Source organism: Hyphomicrobium sp., assembly GCF_041674905.1.
Taxonomy (GTDB): domain Bacteria; phylum Pseudomonadota; class Alphaproteobacteria; order Rhizobiales; family Hyphomicrobiaceae; genus Hyphomicrobium_B.
The window spans coordinates 58,667-80,216 of sequence record NZ_JBAYUV010000003.1; the positions used below are offsets into that span (position 1 = coordinate 58,667).

Annotated in this window: 18 protein-coding genes and 1 tRNA gene; 8 read left to right on the forward strand and 11 right to left on the reverse strand. The window is 59.2% G+C overall.

Going from position 1 to position 21,550, the window contains the following annotated elements:
• Window positions 1-275: 275 nt before the first annotated feature.
• From WC026_RS02025 to WC026_RS02040, 4 genes are all read left to right on the forward strand, one after another.
• Window positions 276-350, forward strand: a tRNA-Gln gene (locus tag WC026_RS02025).
• Between the two features lie 328 nt (window positions 351-678).
• Window positions 679-1,101: an SET domain-containing protein gene (locus tag WC026_RS02030; RefSeq protein WP_372709135.1), complete on the forward strand. Its 423-nt coding sequence runs from the start codon at window positions 679-681 to the stop codon at window positions 1,099-1,101.
• 221 nt (window positions 1,102-1,322) lie between these two features.
• A complete protein-coding gene (gene fae, locus WC026_RS02035) occupies window positions 1,323-1,862 on the forward strand; it encodes a formaldehyde-activating enzyme (protein ID WP_372709136.1) in 540 nt (179 codons plus the stop codon).
• A gap of 176 nt (window positions 1,863-2,038) precedes the next feature.
• Window positions 2,039-2,242: a hypothetical protein gene (locus tag WC026_RS02040; RefSeq protein ID WP_372709137.1), complete on the forward strand. Its 204-nt coding sequence runs from the start codon at window positions 2,039-2,041 to the stop codon at window positions 2,240-2,242.
• Here WC026_RS02040 and WC026_RS02045 read toward each other — a convergent pair.
• The 7 genes from WC026_RS02045 to WC026_RS02075 are packed head-to-tail and all read right to left on the reverse strand — an operon-like array spanning window position 2,237 to window position 11,148.
• Window positions 2,237-3,226 (reverse strand): FAD:protein FMN transferase, encoded by a 990-nt coding sequence (locus WC026_RS02045; protein ID WP_372709138.1) that lies wholly within the window; start codon window positions 3,224-3,226, stop codon window positions 2,237-2,239. The two genes, WC026_RS02040 and WC026_RS02045, sit on opposite strands and share 6 nt — an antisense overlap.
• Before the next feature lie 9 nt (window positions 3,227-3,235).
• Window positions 3,236-3,781 carry a nitrous oxide reductase accessory protein NosL gene (locus WC026_RS02050; RefSeq protein WP_372709139.1) on the reverse strand — a complete coding sequence of 182 codons (546 nt, stop codon included), beginning with the start codon at window positions 3,779-3,781 and terminating at the stop codon, window positions 3,236-3,238.
• Window positions 3,781-4,611 (reverse strand): ABC transporter permease subunit, encoded by an 831-nt coding sequence (locus WC026_RS02055; RefSeq protein ID WP_372709140.1) that lies wholly within the window; start codon window positions 4,609-4,611, stop codon window positions 3,781-3,783. Before WC026_RS02055 ends, WC026_RS02050 begins: the two co-directional genes overlap by 1 nt.
• Window positions 4,608-5,528, reverse strand: coding sequence for an ABC transporter ATP-binding protein (locus tag WC026_RS02060; RefSeq protein WP_372709141.1), 921 nt, complete (start codon window positions 5,526-5,528; stop codon window positions 4,608-4,610). The genes WC026_RS02055 and WC026_RS02060 overlap by 4 nt, the downstream gene beginning before the upstream one ends.
• A complete protein-coding gene (locus WC026_RS02065) occupies window positions 5,525-6,916 on the reverse strand; it encodes a nitrous oxide reductase family maturation protein NosD (RefSeq protein WP_372709142.1) in 1,392 nt (463 codons plus the stop codon). Before WC026_RS02065 ends, WC026_RS02060 begins: the two co-directional genes overlap by 4 nt.
• A 13-nt stretch (window positions 6,917-6,929) precedes the next feature.
• Window positions 6,930-8,846: a TAT-dependent nitrous-oxide reductase gene (gene nosZ / locus WC026_RS02070; RefSeq protein ID WP_372709143.1), complete on the reverse strand. Its 1,917-nt coding sequence runs from the start codon at window positions 8,844-8,846 to the stop codon at window positions 6,930-6,932.
• Window positions 8,847-8,886: 40 nt separating this feature from the next.
• Window positions 8,887-11,148, reverse strand: coding sequence for a 4Fe-4S binding protein (locus WC026_RS02075; protein WP_372709144.1), 2,262 nt, complete (start codon window positions 11,146-11,148; stop codon window positions 8,887-8,889).
• 113 nt (window positions 11,149-11,261) lie between these two features.
• Here WC026_RS02075 and WC026_RS02080 point away from each other — a divergent pair, with 113 nt between their 5' ends.
• Window positions 11,262-12,122: a ferritin family protein gene (locus tag WC026_RS02080; RefSeq protein ID WP_372709145.1), complete on the forward strand. Its 861-nt coding sequence runs from the start codon at window positions 11,262-11,264 to the stop codon at window positions 12,120-12,122.
• A gap of 358 nt (window positions 12,123-12,480) precedes the next feature.
• On the forward strand, window positions 12,481-13,212 hold the full coding sequence (locus WC026_RS02085; protein ID WP_372709146.1) for a response regulator transcription factor: 732 nt from the start codon (window positions 12,481-12,483) through the stop codon (window positions 13,210-13,212).
• Window positions 13,213-13,242: 30 nt separating this feature from the next.
• On the opposite strand, the gene WC026_RS02090 is transcribed toward WC026_RS02085, so the two are convergent.
• From WC026_RS02090 to WC026_RS02105, 4 genes are all read right to left on the reverse strand, one after another.
• The gene (locus tag WC026_RS02090; RefSeq protein WP_372709147.1) at window positions 13,243-13,926 is read right to left on the reverse strand and encodes a hypothetical protein; all 684 of its coding nucleotides are present in this window, start codon (window positions 13,924-13,926) and stop codon (window positions 13,243-13,245) included.
• A 257-nt stretch (window positions 13,927-14,183) separates the two neighbouring features.
• Entirely contained in the window at window positions 14,184-18,626 is a 4,443-nt protein-coding gene (locus WC026_RS02095; RefSeq protein ID WP_372709148.1) for an autotransporter domain-containing protein, read from the reverse strand.
• Between the two features lie 372 nt (window positions 18,627-18,998).
• Complete coding sequence (locus WC026_RS02100; RefSeq protein WP_372709149.1) at window positions 18,999-19,346, reverse strand: hypothetical protein; 348 nt, start codon at window positions 19,344-19,346, stop codon at window positions 18,999-19,001.
• A 276-nt stretch (window positions 19,347-19,622) separates the two neighbouring features.
• The gene (locus WC026_RS02105) at window positions 19,623-19,865 is read right to left on the reverse strand and encodes a hypothetical protein (protein ID WP_372709150.1); all 243 of its coding nucleotides are present in this window, start codon (window positions 19,863-19,865) and stop codon (window positions 19,623-19,625) included.
• Window positions 19,866-20,033: 168 nt separating this feature from the next.
• Here WC026_RS02105 and WC026_RS02110 point away from each other — a divergent pair, with 168 nt between their 5' ends.
• Window positions 20,034-20,441: a PilZ domain-containing protein gene (locus tag WC026_RS02110; protein WP_372709151.1), complete on the forward strand. Its 408-nt coding sequence runs from the start codon at window positions 20,034-20,036 to the stop codon at window positions 20,439-20,441.
• 189 nt (window positions 20,442-20,630) lie between these two features.
• Window positions 20,631-21,539, forward strand: a complete 909-nt coding sequence (locus WC026_RS02115; protein ID WP_372709152.1) for an MBL fold metallo-hydrolase — start codon at window positions 20,631-20,633, stop codon at window positions 21,537-21,539.
• The last annotated feature ends 11 nt before the right edge of the window (window positions 21,540-21,550 follow it).

A 21,550-nucleotide genomic window follows, 5' to 3' on the forward strand; every position in this document is an offset into this window, starting at 1 on the left:
CCGTCAGCCTGAGTTTAGGCTTTTTCTCTCCGGCGCGCGAGATGGTGAGGCACCCGAGAGAGGGCGTTATAGCGGGCTGTCGGGAGGGCCGCAAGCACCGGATTACATTGGCGAGCCAAGTCCATATGCCGCGCCACGGACCTGATGTCCGCGCTGCTGGCTAACACTCCACAGGCCGCTGGTGGCGCTTTGCCACGCACCATTGCCGCCCCTGCGACGACTGATTATGGTGCCGCTCCGCCGTGGCTCTGGCACCGGTTTTCCAAACGGCATGATGGGATGTAGCCAAGTGGTAAGGCAGCGGATTTTGATTCCGCCATTCCCAGGTTCGAACCCTGGCATCCCAGCCATCTTCGCCACGCAGAAACCGATTGACGTTCGCCGACTGCGGAACCACGGATTTGCAACATCCTGATCCATCCCAATCGCCGCGCATTTGAGACCGATTGATCAGAACACGATGTTCGCCCTGCCGGCATCGCTCTCGCCGATTTCCTGTCGACGGCTCGCGCGCTCCGTCTCCCTCGCGTGCCACGCGGTTCCATTGCCAATGTCCGGCGCCAACAGAACCTTCCGTATTCAGTTCGATTTGGCATCCCAACGAATTGCACGTCGATTTTCCGCTTGATGCTGCACCTGATCTCATCATAGGGACGCCGGAGTGATAAAAAACGAAGCATGGTCCTCGCGATGAAGCAACGCTTCGTGCCTGCTCCCTTTCATCTTACCGTCCACCGCTCGCACAGTGGCAGAGGTCTGTTTACTCAAGAACGAATACGGAAGGGTTCGTGCATCATCGAATATCTCGGGCGCCCCGCCACGACCAAGCAGATGAAAGAAAATCGCGGAAAGTATCTTTTCTGGACGAGCAATACGAGCATGATCGACGGGAACATACCGGCGAATGTCGCTCGCTTCGTCAACCACTCGTGTGCGCCGAACTGCGAGATCAAAATTTACAGGCGTCGTGTCTATATCTTCGCGCTCCGCGCCATCGAGCCTGGCGAAGAAATTTCATATGACTACGGCCCCGAATATTTTGAGATTCATCTGGCTAGACGCTGCCGATGCCCCAAGTGCTCGATGATGCGAAATTCGTAGGTGCGCAATCCGCGACAAGCGTCACACAAATGTAACCGTTGACCTCATTCAACTTCGTTGACGACAGTTTTTTCGCAACTTGACGGCGATCGAGTCTCGCGATTTTGCGGGCTTGCTATTCGGGCCTGGCTGCTCCAATTCAACCCGCATGCATGGACGACGCGCGATGTCATCCGTCTGCAGACGAACGTTTACGAATGCACCATTCTTCGGAGAAACCCATGACGAACATTATTTTCAAAGCAGGCGAAGCGACGGTTCTCGCCGCCGAAGGCCAGTACACCGATGCCATGCCGGAAGTGCTCATTGGCTCGGTCAACGGTCCCGTCGGCCACGCATTCGCGGGCATGATGGGTCAATCCGTTGGGCACACGCGCTTCTTCGCGATCCGCGATCTCAACCAGCTGGCGCGTCCCGCAACGATGATGACGTCCAAGGTCACCATCACGTCGGCTGAATACATCGACTTGTTTGGCGGCGTGGTGCAGGGCGCCATCGCGGATGCCGTCGTAGACAGCGTTTCCGACGGCGTCATCCCTAAGGACGCCGTTGATGATCTTTGCATCGTGGTGACGGTGTGGCTCGATCCACGCTGTGCCGGTCACGCCGAACTCGACAAGAAAGATCTCTACCGAACCAATTACGAGGCGATGAAATTGGCGATCGCTCGCGCGCTGAAGGGCGAACCGAGCATCGACGAACTGATCAAAAACCGCAACACGATCAAGCATTACGCACTTGAGGGTGTGGTCGAGAACTGACGTTTGAATTTTATTCGAGACGAGACTGGCGGTACGCTTCTTCGGCAGCGTACCGCTGGGACCATCATCGCCGCTCTACGTGGCTGCGCTCCGCGGCTGCGTTGACATCAGTCAAACGCCGGCTCGGCGGGGCCGACTAAAATGACCCGGTAAAGTTGCAAATCCGGGAGGCCGTCGTGCTCAACTTGCTCGTTCGCCCGATCATGTTTCTCTCGGCGCTCATCGCGGCTGTCTTCGTTGCGCGAGACGCACCGAACTTCACCATCATCCAAATGGTTGTCGGACTGCTTCTGATCGTTGCGCTCGTCGGCATCGGTGCGTGCTGGGAGACGATTGCCGCCCGCTTCCGCCGCGACGGCAAGTCTCGCGAACCGCTATAGCTCTACCGTTCCAGCCGCAGTCGACACAAAAGCGCGGTTTCCGCCCGCACGTTTCAGCAATTCGACAATCTGCCGGTCTTCCATGAGGGCGCACGCCGTCGACAGCGCATCGGCGAACGCCGCCGTGTCGCTGATGACGGACAAAGCCCGCGCAGGATCGGCGCAGCGTCCAGTCACCGGATTGAAGATGTGGTTCGACTGTCCGGACTTATCAAATTGAAATCCGTTGGCGGCCGATGTCGCAACCGCCTTGTTGACGAGGTCGACCGTGGCCGGCTGCTTCGCGGTATCGATCGGCCCTTGCAGCGCAGCGTTCCAAGGCTTGCCATCCGGATGCGCACCGAGGGCACGAATTTCGCCCATATCGACGAGGCAGCTTTCAAGACCCGCCTCGCGCAGCAGGTCAACGACGCGGTCGGTGATATAGCCTTGCGCGATGCCGTTGAGCGTCAATGCCATGCCGGGCTTTTCAAAAACGATCTGATCCCGGCTGACTTTTACTTTAGGCCAGCCGACGAGTTGCAGGGACTGAGCGAGCTTGTCGGCAGGCGGCGGCGACGTCTCTCCGACTTCGGCGAAATGCTTGTAATAGAAGGTCCAGAGCGGCTGCACGGTCGGATCGAAGACGCCTCCCGTCACGTGCCAAGCGCGGTCGCACTGCTGCAGCACATCCACGAGTTCCGCAGGCGGCGCGGCAAGCACGCCCCGGCGATTGAGATCGCAAAGAACGGAATCGGTCTCATAGAGCGTGAAAATCATCTCGAGGCGGCGCGCTTCGGCGACCACGCGTTCGATCAGGCGGCGGCCTACCTCGCGATCGGGGTGATAGAGGCGGATCGTTGCGACGCTACCGAGCGAGACGCCTTGCCATTCGACCATTGTCGCGTGATCGTCGCCGCGCGCTGCGCCGAACGGCAGAAGGCCCATGCCGGCGGCGGCCGCCGTGATGGTCACGAATTTTCGCCGCGAGGGATAGCTCGTCATATTGCGCTCCTAGGGCGAACCGCTGGCTTCGGACGGATGAGTGGCCTCGGCTCCGGCATCCGACGCCAGCACGTAATCGGGCGGCACTTCGGAAAACGATAAAACCCGGCCGCCGTTGCTCTCGGCAAACTTGTCGGCTGCGGCACGATCCGAGAACGGCACGGTTTCAGATGCGCCCATGCCGCTTTGCTTGCGGCTGCCGACGACGAAAAATGCCTGATGTGCGTCGAGCCAGTTGTCCTCCCCAGGTTTGTCCCAGTTCGGTGCTTTGCCCATGTCGGACACGTAGATCGCACGGACGTCCTTGGATTCCTCGGCGAGGATCGTGAAGGCGAACGCGTCACGTGCCGAGGAAAACCACACCGGGTCGCGGCGGCTAGCGAGGATGATCTGGCCCTTGGGACCTGGATGTTCGGCCAGAGCCATGCCGCAGTAGTGGCCTGTCGCGTCGGCGGTCAGATGCTGCGGCGGAGGCAGCGCCTCGCTCGCCTTCTCGCGGTAACCCGCTAGGGCGAAGCTCAACGACAGCATGACGCCGATCATCCAGGCTCGCATCACAGCTCCCTCCGCGAGAAGGACAGTCCCGCGAGCGTCAGCGGCACCAACACCCAGACGACAAGCGTCGCGAGCAACACGAGAGGGCTGAGACCGGCCTGGTTCGCGACGCCGGACATATTGGTCAGTACGCTGACGTTCTCAGCTCCGGCCAGATTGAAAAGGCGATACACATCCGTCGGGTTGAAGAGCAGCATGCTGCTCAACGCGGCGGAAGAAATCGTGCGGCCCTGATCCACCGCAAGCGCGCCGAGCAAGGCCATGTCGAAAAGAACCACGAGCAGGAGCCAGATCCCAATCGCGATACCGGCGGCCGTCGCGCGCTCCCGCACGAGCGCGCTGATCAGATAGCCGATGGCGATGAAGACGGCGCCAAGCAAAATCGATGTCAGGATCATGTTGGCGAAGGCGACCCAGCTTCCAGAGCTGATCTCAGCTCCCGATATCAACAGCGCGATGGCGGCTGCGCCGTAGCCGAAAACCGTTGCGAACGTCAGCACGGACAGGTGCCCCACGAACTTACCGAGCAGAACCTGGAGGCGGCTCACCGGGTAGCTCAGCAGCAGCAGCATCGTGCCGCGCTCCATCTCGCCAACGATCGCATCGTGCGAAATCAACAGCGCGACAAGCGGCACGACGAAGATCGTCAAGCTCGACAGGCTGACGATCACGATGTCGAGCGCGGACGTTCCGACGTTGCCGGTGGGCGCGCTGCCAAGAAACGTCAGCGACAGCGCCAGTGCTGCAAGGAGCAAGGTCATCGCGACGACCCAGCGATTGCGCAGGCACTCCTGAATTTCCTTCCAGGCGATGAGCACGATGTTGTTCATGCTGCCTCGCCGTGGCGGCGCAAGAAGTGCGCATAGAGATCGTCAAGCGTCGGCTGGAGGATCGCGACGTCCTCGGCCGGGCCTGTTGCATCGGTCGCGCGGCGAATGAGTTCGATCTTTGCGCCGGGAGCCGCGTCGAATTCGACGATATGGCCGTTGATCTCGCGCCAGTTCGGGACCGGCCCAACAAGTGCGGAAAGTTTTTCCGCTTTTCCCGACGCGACGGTAACACGAATTTTGATCGGCAGTCCCGCGAGCTTGCGCAACTCATCGATGGAGCCGTTCGCAACCATTCGTCCGCCATTCAGAATGATGATGCGGCGGGCGCGTTCCTCGAGTTCCGTCAGCGCGTGCGACGAGAGCACGACCGTCGCGCCCTGCTGCTGGAGTTCTTGCACGATCTCGTAGAATTCCAGCCGCAGCGCCGGATCGAGTCCTGTGGTTGGCTCATCAAGGAGAAGCAGCAACGGGTCGCCGAAAAGCGCCTGGATCAAGCCGAGCCGCTGGCGCATGCCTTTCGAGTACGTGCGTATCGGCCGTTTTGACGCGACGGTGAGGCCGACGCGTTCGAGCAGACCGTCGATTTTCGCTAACGGCGCGTCCTTGAGGCGGGCATAAAACGACAACACCTCGCGGCCGGTCAGCGCGCCGTTGAACGATACGCTCTCGGGCAGATAGCCGAGCCGCTTGCGCGCCGCGAACTCTCCGGCAGCCGGATGATCGCCGAGCACGCGGATGTTGCCCGCAGTCGGACGCGAAAGACCGAGCATCATCTTGAAGAGCGTCGTCTTGCCGGCGCCGTTATGGCCGATCAACGCAACGGATTCACCCGGCTGCAGCGTGAAGGAGACGTCGTTGACGGCCGCGATGGCGCCGTATCGCTTTTCGATGTGCTCAAGTTCGACGATGGATGTCACGGCCGCATTCCTTCGTCATATGTGTGAGCAGGCAGCGGCGGCGGCGCCATCAGCGGATGAGTATCGACGACGCCGCCGGGAAGAATTGCGGGGAAGCGCGCTTGCGCCCAGCGAATGATCTGCACGGCCGGACTGTTGACCAGGACTTTAGCCTCCGGGGCGGTCCACAAAACTTTATCGATGATGTCGTTCGGGCGGTAAGGCGAGTCGGCGATACCATCGCCATCGAGATCGAACGCGGGGTTGTCGCTCCAGAAATTTCCGCGTCCGTTTTTCGACCAGTCGAGATAGCGGGTGCCGACGTATTTCACCTGATTGCGGTTGCCGATAAACGCGTTACCGACCATCTCGTTACCTTCGGACCCAGCCGTGAAATGAATTCCGATTTCGCAGCCCTCAAAGCGGTTGTCGACAAATCGGTTCTTGTTGGCGTTGTAGATGAAGACACACTTTTCCGGCCCCAGGCGGGCACCTTTCGCGAGCGACGCCGCGCCTTCATCGCGCCCCGGGAACCCGATCTCACTCTCTGTTTTTCCGGCCACACCCGAGCTTAGCCAACGCTGTTGCGGTTGCAGGCGGCCGCGCACCAGGTTTCCCGATATCTCGGAATGATTGGCTGAGTTGAGCAGCAGACCGTGATCCCGGTCTCCATCGGACACATTCCCATGCACGCGAAGGTGATGCGAAAACATGATCGCGAAGCCGACGGTGTTGCCAACCGAGACGTTGTCGCTCACTTCGCTGTCGTTGGTGTACATATAATGGATGGCGAAGCGCAGGTCGCGGAAGCGATTCTTGCTGAAGACATTGTTGCGGCTGGTATTGGCCAAGATGCCGTCGCGGCCGAAACGAATATCGTTGTTGATGATCTTGGCGCCGGGCGAATTCCAGACGGAAATGCCGTTGCCGGCATCGGAAATGCGAATGTCACGAAGTCCCTCGATGACGTTGCCGAGAACTTGCGCGTCTGTTGCGCCGTGCACGTAAACGCCGAACAGGTTGCCTTCGAGGCGATTGTCTTCCACACGAGCGCGCGCGGCGGTCTTTGCGAGAAATACCGCCGAGTCCATCGCCTGAAGACTGCGTCCAGAGCCTCTGATCGTCAGTCCGCTGATCGTAACGTCGGGCGCGGTCACGGTGATGACGCTCCCCTCGCCATCACCGATGACGGTCGCCCCGGATTTTGCGACGATAGAAATAGGTCGCTCGATCCGGAGCCGGCCGCGATAATCTCCGGGAGCAAGTTCCACGACGTCCCCATCCTGCGCCTGCTCCACGACGGCCTGCAGCGGCCGCGCCGGCGTGGCGCCGATGGTGGCAGCGCCGGCGTCACGGGAAAATCCCGCGACGACGAGCAGTGCCGTGAGCGTGCGAAGGATAAGGTTCACCTCGTATCCTTGCTCAGACGCCGTGAGGCTCGACGAACATGCGACCCTTCATTTCCATGTGCATGGCGTGGCAGAACCACTGGCAATAGTACCAGTGCACGCCAGCCCGGTCGGCGGTGAAGGTCACGGAGGCCGTCGCTTGCGGCGCGACTTCCATGGCAACACCGTAGTTGACGATGGTGAAGCCGTGGGTGAGGTCTTCGACGGCATCGATGTTGGTGACATAGACGGTCACCTCATCGCCCTGTTTGACCTGGAAATCGGTCAAGCCGAACGTCGGCGCGGTCGACGTCATGTAGACGCGCACCTTGTTGCCGTCACGGATCACCTTCGAATCGTTCTCCAGGTCGATGCCGTCGGCCTTGGCTTGCTTGATGGCATCAGAGAAGAACACGTCGGCGCGATCCCAGATCGAGACCGGATTGATCTTGGAGCGATGAACGATGGTGGCGTCGTGCGGCTCGGCAAAGCTCGGGCCGTCATGCACCAGGATCATCTTATCGCCAGAGATGTCGATGAGCTGATCGTTTTCAGGTTTCAGCGGGCCGACATTCAGGAAGCGATCCTTCGAAAACTTGTTCAGCGAGATCAGCCATTTTCCATCAGCATCCTTGGTCTGACCCATGGAGGAATGGTTGTGGCCGGGCTGATACTGAACGTCGAGCTTCTGGATGATCGGATTGACCTTCTCACCCTTGTACGCCCGCTTGGCGAGATCGATGTTCCACTTGCAGATCTGGCTATCGATGAACAGCGTCGTGTAGGCGTTGCCTTTGCCGTCATAGGCGGTGTGTAGCGGTCCGAGGCCAAGCTCGGGCTCGGCAACGACGGTGTCGCGGAGCTTGATCTTGTCATCGAACAGGTCGTCGAACTTGCGCACGTCGAACACGGTGCAGGTCGGCGACAGCTTGCCGTTGGCGATCACGTGAATACCATCCGGCGCGGTGTTGATGCCGTGCGGACCGTTGGAAACCGGGATGTAGCGCGTATACGGCGAACCTTTGCGGCCGTCGATGACCGGTACGCCGCCCATTTCCTTGAAGTCGCCTTTCTTCACGGCTTCTTCGATGCGCTTGATGTTGAAGACCGTGAGCCAGTCCTGCTCGTTGGCGGTCATCTCGGCAAGCGTGACGCCGCCTTCGGAGTTGTAGCAGGTGGAAAATGCGTATTTGCCCTGATAGTCGGCGTCGACGTTGTCGAGATTGCCGTCGACGATGACCTGCCACGCCACCTTCATCGTGTCGCCGTCGATTGCGGTGAAGATCGAGTGATATTCTTTCGGATCGTTGAGAATCTTGCCGTCGTTGGGCAGCGGCACGCCGTCTTCGCCGTTGCAGAATACATAACCCGTGCGCGGATATTTCTGCACGCGCAGGCCATGCACCGTGTGCTGGTTCGGCAGCTGAATGATCTTATCGCACTTCATCACGTCGAGCCGCACGCGGGCAACGCGCGTGTTAGCCTTGTCGTTCATGAAGGCGTAGCGGCCGTCGTAGGTGCCGTCTGTAAACGAGATGTGCGGATGGTGGAGGTCGCCGTTCATATAGGTGCCGCCGCGGCTCTTGAGGAACTCGCGTGATTCCGGAGTGAGATTCTCCGTTAGAATCTTGAGGCTTTCGTTGGTCTGGCCCCATCCGGTGGCGCTGCAGCGGTTAAAGACCGGCACGCGCATCAATTCACGCATCGAGGGAAGGCCGACGATGCGCAGCTCCCCGCACTGGCCGCTGGAGAAGAACACGTAGTATTCGTCGAGATCGCCAGGTGCGACTTCGATTTTGCTATGGGCTGCCCCCTGAGCATTCGCTCGGCCCATGGTCTCGGAAACGCCCATTCCTCCTGCAATGCCGGTTACACCGGCAGCGGCGATCACGCTTGTCTGTCCAAGCATGTCGCGCCGTGTCAGGCCTTTCGTGTCTTTCTTGCTGGTCATGGAAACCTCCTCACGTCAAAAATGGCGTGTCTATCGCCGACTAGGATTTCACGATCTTTCCGACGTAGCTGATGAGTGGTCGCACCGACTTCGTCGGGGGATTTTGAGTCGAAGGCGACGAGAGAGCTGCGCTCCGCTCGCGCTTCAGCCGCACTTGGATCATGTGCGGGCAACGGTGGTCGTCGTAGTAAAGCTCCTGACAGTGCATGCAATAAATGCACTCGTTGACGTTGATGTGTCCCTCCGGATGGATGGACTGGACAGGACATTCGTTGGCGCAACGCTGGCAGGGCGAGCCGCATTCCGGCCATCTGCGCAGCCACTCGAACATGCGCATGCGTCCGGGTATTGCGAGCGCGGCTCCCAGTGGACAAAGGTAGCGGCAGAAAAAACGTTCGACGAAGAGGCCAACCGACAGCAGAGCAACCGCAAAAAGTACGAACGGCCACTCGCGCATGAATTTCAGAATGATCGCAGTCTTGAACGGCTCGACTTCGGCGAGGTGTTCGGCGGCGCCGATGGAATAGAGCGACACGCCGAAGATAACGAGAAAGATGACGTATTTGACCGGCCACAACCGCTCATGCAGATTCCACGCGACGCGCAGCTGCGGAATGCCAACCGCCTTGGCGGCGGAGTTCATCAGCTCTTGCAGCGCGCCGAACGGACACAGCCAGCCGCAGAACGGTCCGCGCCCCCAGAACAGCAGCGAAATCGCCACCGCTGACCATAGAATGAAGATCAGCGGCGCCATCAGGAAGTATTCCCAGCTGAAGCCGGTAACGAGCGCGTTCGTGAATGTCAGAACGTTGACGACGGACAGCTGCGCGTTGGCGTACCAGCCGAGCCAGACAAGCGTAAAGGTAAGGAACCCGCGACGAAGCCACGTGTAAAAGACCGGCCGTCTGACGAGTGCATTCTGGAAAAAGAAAATGCCGGTAAGAATCACGAGGGCAACCAACGTGATCGCAATCGACCCTGTCTCGCGTCGCCACATCTGTTTCCAGAGCGGCTCGTCGCCGACCTCGGCTGCAGCCGAAGCGGCCGTAGCCGCCGCGGCGACGTCTGCTTTACTGGAAGCTGCGGGGTTTGCAGCTGGCGGCTGGATTTTTTCGCGACGAATATATCGATCGGGCAACGTGTAAGGGAGATCGAACGTGAGGAAGGCTTTTTCGCGCGTGCCGGTCGCACGCTGCACCAAGAGCCGGAGATCCCAGGGTTCCGTCGGATCGAACGCGAAATCAGGCGGTACCGTGAACAATCCGATCTCATGCAGCACCGGGGCACCGGCAGCCGCGAGGTCGCCAAGCCTCTCGTGATTGCGGTCGCGAAAGCGTACGCCAGACCCGCCCTGCTCAAACTCTATCCGATCGAAAATGCCGCCGCGAACGTAGCCGGACCCTTTAAAGGAGTAGAGCCCGTTACCCGCGATCAACACGGCCTGCTGGCCGGGCTTCAAGCGTTTTTGCAGACGCTCATAGACAGAATCGCCGAGGAGGCTTTTTCCGATGACCGGGGCTGTCACAAGTGCTGCATAAAGATCGATGAAGGTATCGTCGGGCTTTCCTTCCTCAGGATAAGCCGCAGCTTCTTTGTTGTCGGATTTTTCGAAGGCGCTGTTGATCTCCGCGACGGACAGCGTCAGACGCCGCACGGAGCCATCGCCGACGAGACTTTGCCAGTCGCGAATTTCTTTCTGGGCTGGATCGACAGATCTCGTTTCCGTCGCCGCCGCTTCAGGAGTTGCAGCTGCCGCGTCCCCAGGTGACAGACGGCCGCTTTTGACGAGACGCACGGCGGAGCGCACGACGCTGTCGGCCATGACAAGAACGGTCACGGTCGCACCGCTGACGATATCCACCTGGGGCGGCTGCTGGCTGCCCGACGCGATAAGCCCGACCCGCGCACCGATAAGCTTATTCAAGGCTCCGACGACGCGCGGCTCCGGCACGCCAACAAGCACGATCGGTTCTTTGTGCTCGACCAGCTTGAATCCGGTCAAAACGCCTTGGGGATCGATGCCGACAAGAATTCGTATCGGTTTGCCGGAATATCCGACGGCGCTCGTGAAATCAGTGGTGAGGTAAACGTAACCGGCGAGGGTTTCGCCAGCATATACGGGAAGCATGGGAGGCTCGCCCTGCGGCGTCCCAAAACGGGTCGCTTTCGGAAAGAAATCTCGCGGCGCAGCGTGCACCGCAAACTCCATGAGCTTCGACTGCGCGACCGCCGGCGATATCCAAGCGAGAAAACCGCAGGCAACTATCGCCACGCGGACCCAACGTGTTAGTTTTGCGATCACAAGGATCCTCCCAACGTTCTCCGGATAGTGGGAAATATCGGGGACCGATTTGATTTGCCTCAAACGTGGGGCGTTGTCGAGCGCTCAGAGTAACGTGGTTGCACGAGGACATAATGTCGTCCCTAAAATCAGAGCCGGCCGGTCACCTCCATTCCATGGGGGAGTTCTTCGCGCTGGCACGCGCGATGGAAGCGGACGCCGTTCGGCATTACACAGAAACGGCCAACGCGCTGCGGAAGCAGAATTCACTACCGTTGGCCTATATCTTCGATCTTCTGGCGAAATTCGAGCGCGACCATGTCGATCGTGTCGCCGAATGGGCGGCAGATCACAAAGGCACGGCTGTCGCAACGGAATCTCCGTGGCCGATACCGGAGAGTTTCGACGTCTCGCCGGAAGAAATTGCCCAATCCAGCCTGATGACGCCGTATCGCGCCTTTGCAATCGCGGTGCGATATGAAGAGCGATCATTTATGTTTTGGACTTATGTTGCAGCGCATGCCGACGGAGAGGTCAGGCAAGCCGCGGAACGGATGGCGCGCGAGCAACTGGAGCACGTCTCGCTGCTGCGGCAAGAGCGGCGCCTCTCCTTCCATTCAAATCGACGTGCCGCAAAGGCAGAGGTGGCGACGCTTGGCACTCTAGCTGCCACCGAACGTCGCCTGGCGCTTCTCATCGAGGACCGTGACAACCGCACGACAAATGGAAGCGCTCTTCAACATTTTGTGGCGGTATCGCGCGACGCGGCGACCAAGCTCGAAGCCCTGGAAAGCATCACGCAGCAGAAGCTCTCGATCGTCGGGCTGCCGTCAGACCGCAACGAGGACATTGTTGCGCTCAGCGAATATCTCGCCGACGCTTACCTGCATCTGGCGGAGAGCTCACGTCATGAGCGGGTGCTCATTGCCGCTCAAGAGCTTGCAACGGGCGCTATCGACCGTTTGGCGGCGATGAAGTCGATGAAAGTGGCGTGACCGGCCGCGAAAGTCTCATTCGCGAAAACTTGCGTGGTTCGGCTGATCGCCGGGTCTGCGATTCGCGCGCGTGTTGTCACGCAGCTGCTCGATGTTGTAAAAATCAACTTGTGGTTGTTGCACTGATACCGCGATCAATCTTCGCTGTGCTTGCGTTTGCCGTTGCACGTGGGGAAATGCTCGTCGCGCCGCGAGGTGCACAAATCTCTTGGACCGAGCGCTAGCGCTGCCGGTCCAACTTGGCTAAGCCAACCGGGTGCACGGCCTGACGACAAAGGTATAGTGCACGGATACTAGTCCGAGATCTAGCATTTCAACGTCAGGCCTGATGCCTGCCAAGATACGCCCCGAGGCAAAGATGACCGCGCACAAATCCGACTTGCGAGAGCCGCCCGTCCACGTCGTGCTCATTGACAGTCGCGGCGTCATAACCGGCATCCAAATGCATGGCAGCCAGTTTGCGGCTGGAGGTCAGCCCGCTCATGCAAGTCAGTCGAACCGCGATACCAATTCTGTCCTTGGACGTTTCTCCGTCGGCGACTCCTATTTCGATTATTGTGACGATGAAGACAGCCGCGCCGACGTGCAGGCGCTGCTGAGGCGCAAACGGACCATCACCTCCTTTGTGATTTCGTCACGCGCACCACGCGGCAAGAACGTGGTCGTCGTTCTGGGCGTCCCGGTCAGTCCGGAAGCTGGAAGCGGCGCGGTTCTCATGCACGTCGATGTTTCCGCATGGGCGCGTCACGACACGGCGGATGATGCGTGGCCAATGCCGGTGACGCTGAATCCGGCGTTACTCCAGGATACGATCTCGAAAGCGCTCGTGAGCCAATTCGCGGAACCTCAGCGCGCGTATCAAGCCCACCCCGACATAGACAGCTTGAGCCCAAGGCAGCGCGAGGTGCTTCTGCTCGTTGCCGCCGGTAAGAGCAATCTCGAGATTTCCGAGGAACTGTCGTGCTCGCTGAATACGGTAAAGCGACACGTGACCGCCGTGTTGCAAAAGTTGCATTTGCCAAATCGCACGCGGGCAGCAAATCTCGCAAATCAACTGAATTTGCTGCCGCCATCGGGGCATCGCCGCTGACTCTCAGTCGACGTCATCGCAAGATTGTTGTCAACTCGGCAACATAATTTTTGACCGCGTCGCAGCCAGCTTCGATCGCCTGTCCGACTTCTGAGGCCGCTGCCATAAAACGGTTTCTGTTACGTCCACATTTCTGGGCTCTCGCAAAACATGGACAACCGTCCGCGCCAACGTTCCGTCATCGGAAACCGCGCGGCCAGCAGGCGAGATGACGGACATGCGCACGGTCGGCGCAGGTGAGGCCGGCGTCTTGCGCGTCGCGAGCCGACCGCCAAGAAAGGCGCTTGCGACGGGAATGGCATATCGATCCGCGTCCGGCGAAATAGTGACGACGTGGAGATCGCCAGTGCAATAACGAAGGGCGGCATCAAGACAGTAAAGTAGCCGCCGCACGCCCGAACCGATCGATTTCTCGATCAAAGTCGATCGCACTGGAAATTTTGTTTCCAGAATGATCGCATCGATACGTCCGAATTGTCCGATCGCAATCTTGAAATACTCATCGACGGATTTCGCGTGCTCAAGATCGACCTGAACGCCATAAGCGATCTCGCCGGGCTGGATCGATCTCTCAACCGATTTGAGCTGGGCTGCCGTCGCGGCTCCCAAAATCAACTCGCCTTGCTCGGCAGCGACCAATCTTCCGACAGCCGATCCCGTCGTCGTTGCCGCCGCAGGAATCGCAACCACCAGTCCTTCAAGCGTCTGAACCATTTCAGCTCCGCGCAATCAGATACGCACGTCACTCCGTTCCGGTCATTTAGGGCCGGATCTCACACAACTTCGCCATACTCGCAACGCACGCCACTACACTCTGGCGTTATGCACTTATCACTAAATGACTAATTCTAGCATCTAATTACTACTTGAAGTTGTGATCGTCAATGTGCGCATTACGCGTTGTGCAATGAAGTTCGTTGCCGGAGAGGGAGGGAGAGACGCGCGTCTCTCCGGCAACGGCGCTTCGTCACTCACCAGGCGACGCGCATACCGACGCTTCCTCCAAAGCCGAGGTAGTCGTCTTTCCCAAACTCGAAATTGCCTTTGACGAAGCCACTGACGCCGCTATCCGCGAGGCTGTAGACGTTCACGCCGCCCGTGACTTCGCCGATAGCGCCGGTCAGGCTGTCTGTGGATTGGACAACGTAGCCTCCGCTCGCGACGTTCGCGGTGTTGCCGGCGAGGAACTCGTACCAGGCGCTGACGCCGACGAACGGCTCATACTTTGCGCGCTCGTCTTGAACGGTCGTTCCAAGACGCACACCCAGCCGGCCTCTCAGACTATCGCCGTTTGCGAAGTTTACCGACGTTCCATAAATGGAGAGGCTGTCGATGTCGGAGTTGACATAGGCCAGCGTCGCGCCAGGCTCGATGAAATACTGTCCGCGATCGATGCGATAGCCCGTATCGAGCACCCCGCCGATCGAGGTTACGCCGGCATTGTCTTTCTCGCCAAACGATCCACGATAATCGACGTTGCCGATATTTGCCATCAGCTTGGCATCGAGGAACCACGGGCCTTTGAGATAGGTGACATAGCCGCCGACCGCACCGCCCTCGAAATCGGCACGCGTCGCCGAGCTCTCGAAATCGACCACCGACCTAAGGTATCCGCCCATGACGCCGGCGAGCCAAATTCCCTGACCGTCATTGGCACGCACCACGATATCGTAGCCGGCCACGACTCCGCCGCCGCTTTGATCGTAGTCCGTCTTGTAACTATTGCGCGTTCCGAGCAGTGAAACCGAGTGCTCAGGCGTGCGAGATTCCGTTGCGCCCAAGCCTTTGATCCACGCTCCCGACGTTGCGGGTTTGGCGCAGGTTACAGCCGGTCCTTTCAGACCTTCCGAAACGCATGGCTGCTGAACCGCGACGCGAAGGTCGGCCGTCCGGTCTAGCCAGACGCCGGACGCATCGTGCCACATCGATTGCGCCGCCGACACAAGGCTCGGAAGCTCGGCGAACGTGCGGTTCGGCGCACTCGCCAGCACCCACTCGTTCGAGTCGTTGAGATACAGATTGTAATCAAAGAGACCGGTGTCGATCGGCCCATTCAGGAGAGCAAAATTCTGCGCCGATATGTCTCCGGAGGCTCGAACAACCTCGATGCCGAGGGGATTGTAGGAGCCGAATCCCGGATTGACGTTGTTGACATCGATCAGCGTGCGTCCCGACACGTCGCCGTTGATAACCAACTGGTCGGAGCTCGAATTCGACGAGGAGCCGAGAAAACTATCGACCTTCAGATAGCTGTGGCCCGTCTCACCATTGAACACCAGGCTGCCGCCGTTCGTCGGTGTTAGCGTGGTGACGTCGCCGGTAAATCCATCTTGCAGATCGATCGTTCCGGTCGTGGTCAAACTTCCGTTGTTGAAAATTTCAACGCCGGCAAGCTCCGTCAGATCATTGTTCTCCGGCGCGTTGGGGTCGGTCGTAAACACCGTGCCGGTGTTATTGAAGACGTCCGCGAGACCATTACCCAAATTGCTGGTTCCGATAAACGTCCAACTGTGATCGCTTGCGTTGTTGAAGACGTTGCCCCCATCGGTATCTCCCGCGCCGGAGAGATCGATGCGGCCGAGCATCGTGCCGTCATTGTTGATCGTGACCGCTCCGCCCTGCGCTTCGACGATCAGATCGTCCGGGTCGTAATGTCGCCCGACGATCCGGCCACCGCGATCGTTATTGATCGTCGCGCCGTCCTTGGTTTTCAGCTTGATCGTCGCGTCGCCATTGCCCGAACCACGGATCAAACCAGCCGAGTTGATTTCGGCCGACTGCGCGTCAATCTTGATGGCGCTGTCCGCTCCCGTGATGCGCCCGCGCCAGCCGTTATTAACGGTGACGTTTCCATTTGCGGAGACGTCGATGCCGTCGCCCCTGCGGCCGCGGATAGAACCGCTGCCGTTATCGATCGTGACGTTGCCATCGACATCATCGGCGTGCACGCCGTCATTGCGGCCCGAGATCGAGCCGCCGAAGCGATTATCGATCCGGACATTGCCGTCGACATCATCGATATCGACGCCGTTGTCGCGATCGCCGCGAATTTTACCGCCGAAGCTGTTGGAAATCCGGACGCTGCCATCGACGTCGTGGACTTTCACGCCGTTGTCTTCGCCGGTAATGTTGCCGCCAAAGCGATTGTCGATCCGCACGCTGCCGTCGACGTCGCGCACATCGATGCCGTCGTCGTCTCGTCCGGAGATCGAGCCGCCGAAGCGATTGTCGATTCTAACTCCGTCTTCGACATTGGCGATATGAAGTCCGTCGTCATCTCCTGATATTTTACCGCCAAAGCTGTTTTTGGCGGACACATATCCGTCAATATCGTCGATACGCAGGCCGTCGCCGCGCTGGCCGGTGATCTTGCCGCCGAAGCGGTTATCGATGCTCACGTCGTCATCGACGTCGGTGACCTTGATGCCGTTGTCACGGCCGGAAATTTCGCCGCCGAAACGGTTCAGGATTTCGACATCGCGGCGAACATCGTCGATATCGATACCATCGTCGTGGTAACCCACGATGAGCCCGCCGAAGCTGTTGTCGACCGTGACATGGTCGCGAACATCCTCGACGTGAATGCCGTCGTCGTGGCCTTTGATTTCACCGTTGACCCGATTGTCGATGCGGACGTCGTCTCGAACGTCTTCAACTTTAACGCCGTCTCCTCTTTGTCCGGAAATACTGCTGCCGAAGGCGTTGCTGACAGTGACATCGCCACGGACATCCTGGACGTCGACGCCGTCGTCGCCGCCCACGATGCGGCCGCCGAATCCGTTCAACACCGTGACATCGCCGCGGACGTCGCGAGCGTGAACGCCGCCATCGCTTCGCCCCGTGATGCTGCCGCCAAACCTGTTGTCGATGTCGACGTTATCGCGCACGTCATCGACGGAGATACCATTGTCGCGACCCGATATTTTTCCGCCGAAAGTATTCGAAATCGAGACATCGTCGCGGACGTCGCGGATATCGATGCCGTCGCCTCTGCGCCCGGAGATCGAGCCGCCAAAGCTGTTGCGAATAACGACGTCATCGCCAGCGTCCCTGACGTTTACGCCGTCCTCTCGCCCGCGAATGCTGCCGAAGACCGAGTTATCGACCGTGACGCTCTCGTCGACGTCGCGAACATGGACGCCATCGCCGTTGAGGCCTGTAATCTTTCCGCCGAAGCGGTTGTCAACCGACGCGCGGCCCTCGACATCGGTGATGGATACGCCGTCGTCGGATCCTGTGATCCGCGCAGCACCCCAACCGGAGAAGCCGAACCGGTTCTGCACCGAGACATCCCCGTCGATATCCTCGATGCGCACGCCGTCGCCATTGTGTCCGACGATATGGCCATGATCGTTGTCGATGTTGACGTCATCCACGTCATGGACGTCGACGCCATTGGTTGCGCCTTCGATCGTATGCGCGCTGCTATTCTTGATTCTGACGGTATCGCCATCAGCAACTTCCACGCCGGATTTTGATTTGCCTTCGATATGTCCTCTATTCGTAATCGTGACGTCGCCGTCCGCCTCGACGCGGATGCCTTGCGTGGCTCCGGTAATGTCTCCCCGGCGGCCGTTTTCGATAGAGACATCGCCGTCACCAAAAACGGTGATGCCCTGCCCGCCGGCGATGCCTGCATTTCCGGTCCCGGTAATCGTGCCGTGGTTTTCTATGGTCACGCCTTGAGAGGCAATTCGCGTGCCGTTGCCGACGTTAATTCCTTCTCCGCCCGACGTCGGCTGACCGCTCCCGCCTTGCAGAATGCCATAGTTCTTCAGCAGCAGGCTTTGAGCGCCCGTCACCATCACGCCATCGTCGCCGGTTCCGCCGCCGATGACCGCGTTCCGTCCAAAGGTGACATCGAATATCGAATGACTGGTTCCTTCCAGGCGCACGCCGTCGCCCTGGGCGGCGGCCGATGTAATCGAGCCATCGATATTGACCGTGTAAGTCCTGGCGCTCGTCGCGCCGCTCGCGATAACGAGGCCGTTTCGGCTTGAGCCAGAGCCCGCCTGAACGAAGATCGATGATCCTGTCGTCATATTGACGGTGCCGCCGTGATCGCCGGCGTTGATCTTGATGCCAGCAAACCCGCTGCCCTGCGTGATCTCAGCGGTTGATACGGTTGGAGTGGTCGTGCCGATACGGATCGCGAACGCCGATGTCGCCGTGAAGGCGGATGGGTTGGTGACCGTCCCGGTGCATGTCAGGTCCACGCCGGGGACCGATGACGTGCAGCTTCCGGGTGCGCCGGCCGTAGCGCCGCCTCCGATGACCAGCCCCAGCGCCAGTGCCGAGATGAAGCAGGCGGGCGGCGCAAAAGATGACGATCGCGTTTGGGACGCGGCGCATTGATCAGCAGAGTTCGGCTTGAAGGCGACGTGATGGTGGGTCGAAAGATGCCTGCGGCCCATGTATGTTATTCCCCCCGTTGGACGCAGCACACACAAGGTCACGATCGGAAAAGCGGGTGCTCTCCGTTGAAAAACGTCACGACACAGCATGACACTGGAATCGCGCCTTATGATTCTTGAGTATCATAGTGCTAGTCCTGTAAAAGAACTAGCGACATAGAAAGGGCGCTGTTTTTAACAAAATTGAGACGGCTCAGGTCGAATATTCGATTGTGTGATGCTAAATATCTACACTTTGGCCGCGCAACGCGCCGAAACGCATCCCCTCGATAAAATTGCAAAGAAGAGGTGATGAGCAGGAGCCACGTCGCAAAACGCGCCGCCGCACGAATGCCGGCATCTAAGTCGCCGTAATGGACTTGAAATGGAGTTCTATCGCGCGCGCCGCGTGTCGGCGCCGTGATGAGGCAACAGCAGGACGGCGCTGGTAATTGCGTCACGAACAGATCTCATCGCCTGCTCGCTATCAGACGTCTGCTCCGAACCAAGCTGGTCGCTGTTTTCCGTTCCGTCCGCGATCTCGCGCGAGATATCCCAAACATGATCGCAAAAGGAAACGCCGAGCATTCGCCGCCGCAGAGAATCGAGATCCTTTACGAATGCCGCAAATCGAAAGACATCGGTTGTCTCTTCAGAGACCGACTCTTCCATGTCGGCTCCATCAAAGTCCGCGTGCGTATCCTCGTCGCCGGTCCAAGCCTGCTGGGCATTGTCTCGCACGGTTCTCGGCTGCCACGATGGAGCGGAATTCGCCCGGAATGCCTGAGAATTTTCACCGCCTCGCGAAACGATCCGCAATTGACCGCTTGCTTTTTCCTCGCGAGGCGCATCGACCATCAGTTTTGTCGCTATGTCGGCGCAGATGCCAGAAATCCGCACAAGATAGTTTGATCGCACGGTGCCGCTCCCAGATTTTGCGAGGTGAGCACACGCAGGCGGTCGCCACTCCAATCAAAGGCGCGACCGACGCTAAGCATTGCCTGCCACAAGACGGCGTTACATTTGCCGGATAGGTTGCTGAAAGTCGTAGCGGGCAATCTCATCGGAGCTTTGCCGGAAATCACGCTCCTCCGCGAGTTTCACGGTATGGCGATTGACGACTTGTGAAATCTCCTGAATCGTACGCTTGCGCGCCGCGCCGGTAACGGCGAGCACCGTCAGAATGTCCTGGATCAGTTGCTCTTCGAGCGCCGCATCCTGCCGATAAGCCTCAAGCACAGCCTCAAGTTCGGATCGCATTTAAACCTCCCACGAATCGAAAGAATTAACACATAATTACTAGTTATAATTCCAAACTCAAGTTGGTTTCGGCATAACGGGCCTAGGTTTTAACTCAAAAATAGCACTTTATAATTATATAGGTTATTCAGTTGCCCGCCCGTTGGATGACTGAACTCGGGGATGCCAATGCACGACTCAAGCATGTCAGGCCGATTTTCAGCCCAATTTCTGCGGCGGAAGGACAAACGGCGCAGCGTCCAGTTCAATGCCATCGCGGAATGTCATGGTATCGCGCGCGCCATCGAGGTCGTCGATTTTTCAAGTGCCGGATTGAGAATCGACAAGGTGACGGGCCTGGCGGCGGGCGACCGCCTGACGGTCTCGTTCACGCCGGACGTCAGCGTCGAGGGAACGATTGCCTGGCTGGTCTGGCATAAGGCCGGTCTGCACTTCAACCAGCCCCTGAAACAAGACGATCCTGCTTACCGCTTCTTGCTTGAGCGGGCGGCCTTCATCGAGCAGGCGCATGTCCGCGCGATCAGCAGCCTGGCGCAGCGGGAAGCACAAAAGCTGCACGAAACCGACCCGACTTAGCATTCCGGATCTACAAAATCCGCTCATCGCCGCCGCGATGCCAACCGTTGCGCCGCTTGCAACCTGTTCCCGTTTTGATAGGCCTTTTGGCCGGAACCGAAGAGCGTCGAGCTGTCCGCTTCGACCGAGCTTTGCGACCGTACACCGGCCGAAGATCGTCGGCGAACAAGCTCAGGAGGCTGGCGCGGCTTGGACCCTCTCAAGTTCAATATCGACATGGCGTTCGCATACGGCGCCGCTTCGCCGATGGGGCCGGGCGTCGTGCGGATCGTCGCCAACAACCCCGGACCTTTCACGTTCAAGGGTACGAACACATATCTCGTCGGCTCGACATCACTGGCCGTCATCGATCCCGGGCCGGACGATGCCGTACATCGCGAGGCCATTCTGAGTGCCGCCGGGTCGCGTCCCATCACGCATATTCTGTCGACGCACGCGCACCGCGACCATGTCGACGGCATCGCCAAGCTCAAGGCGGCGACAGGCGCGCTCGTTGCCGCCTACCCGCGCGATCCGGCAGCCGGGCACATCGCCTTACAGGACAGCCCGTCAGGCAAGCTCTTCGTCGACTATGATTTCCAGCCCGATCTGGCGCTTTACGGCGGCGGTACGATCGAAGGTGAGGATTGGGCGCTGACGGCCATTCACACGCCGGGTCACGCGCCGGACCATTTGTGCCTGGCGCTCGCCGGGCGGCCGCTGCTCTTCTCCGGCGATCACGTCATGGCTTGGAATACGACGGTCATCGCGCCGCCTGAAGGTCGCATGGCCGATTACGTTGCGTCTCTCGAAATTCTACTCGATCGCCGCGACGATGTTTTTCTGCCAGGCCATGGCGGCCGCATTCATGAGCCGCAGCGCACCGTCAAAGCCTATCTGCTGCATAGGAACTGGCGGGAAAAATCAATCCTCGAGGCGCTCGGCAAGGAAACGACGTCTATTCGTCAAATCGTTCCTGAGGTCTACCGGGGACTCGCCCCGCATATGATCCCTGCGGCGATGCTTTCCGTCCAAGCCCACGTCGAATATCTGATCGAGAAAGGTCAGGTCGCCGCCGATTTGCCTTTGACGCCGGACCGCGCACTTTCGCGGGTTTGAGCATAACGTTG

Bases quoted from the DNA above. Each gene is read 5' to 3' on its own strand.
- WC026_RS02045 (WP_372709138.1), bottom strand. From the start codon at position 3,226: ATGACGAGCTATCCCTCGCGGCGAAAATTCGTGACCATCACGGCGGCC.
- WC026_RS02105 (WP_372709150.1), bottom strand. From the start codon at position 19,865: ATGCGATCCGAACTTGAGGCTGTGCTTGAGGCTTATCGGCAGGATGCG.
- WC026_RS02085 (WP_372709146.1), top strand. From the start codon at position 12,481: ATGACCGCGCACAAATCCGACTTGCGAGAGCCGCCCGTCCACGTCGTG.
- WC026_RS02110 (WP_372709151.1), top strand. From the start codon at position 20,034: ATGCACGACTCAAGCATGTCAGGCCGATTTTCAGCCCAATTTCTGCGG.
- WC026_RS02095 (WP_372709148.1), bottom strand. From the start codon at position 18,626: ATGGGCCGCAGGCATCTTTCGACCCACCATCACGTCGCCTTCAAGCCG.
- WC026_RS02055 (WP_372709140.1), bottom strand. From the start codon at position 4,611: ATGAACAACATCGTGCTCATCGCCTGGAAGGAAATTCAGGAGTGCCTG.
- WC026_RS02090 (WP_372709147.1), bottom strand. From the start codon at position 13,926: ATGGTTCAGACGCTTGAAGGACTGGTGGTTGCGATTCCTGCGGCGGCA.
- WC026_RS02080 (WP_372709145.1), top strand. From the start codon at position 11,262: ATGTCGTCCCTAAAATCAGAGCCGGCCGGTCACCTCCATTCCATGGGG.
- WC026_RS02030 (WP_372709135.1), top strand. From the start codon at position 679: ATGGTCCTCGCGATGAAGCAACGCTTCGTGCCTGCTCCCTTTCATCTT.
- fae (WP_372709136.1), top strand. From the start codon at position 1,323: ATGACGAACATTATTTTCAAAGCAGGCGAAGCGACGGTTCTCGCCGCC.
- nosZ (WP_372709143.1), bottom strand. From the start codon at position 8,846: ATGACCAGCAAGAAAGACACGAAAGGCCTGACACGGCGCGACATGCTT.
- WC026_RS02050 (WP_372709139.1), bottom strand. From the start codon at position 3,781: ATGCGAGCCTGGATGATCGGCGTCATGCTGTCGTTGAGCTTCGCCCTA.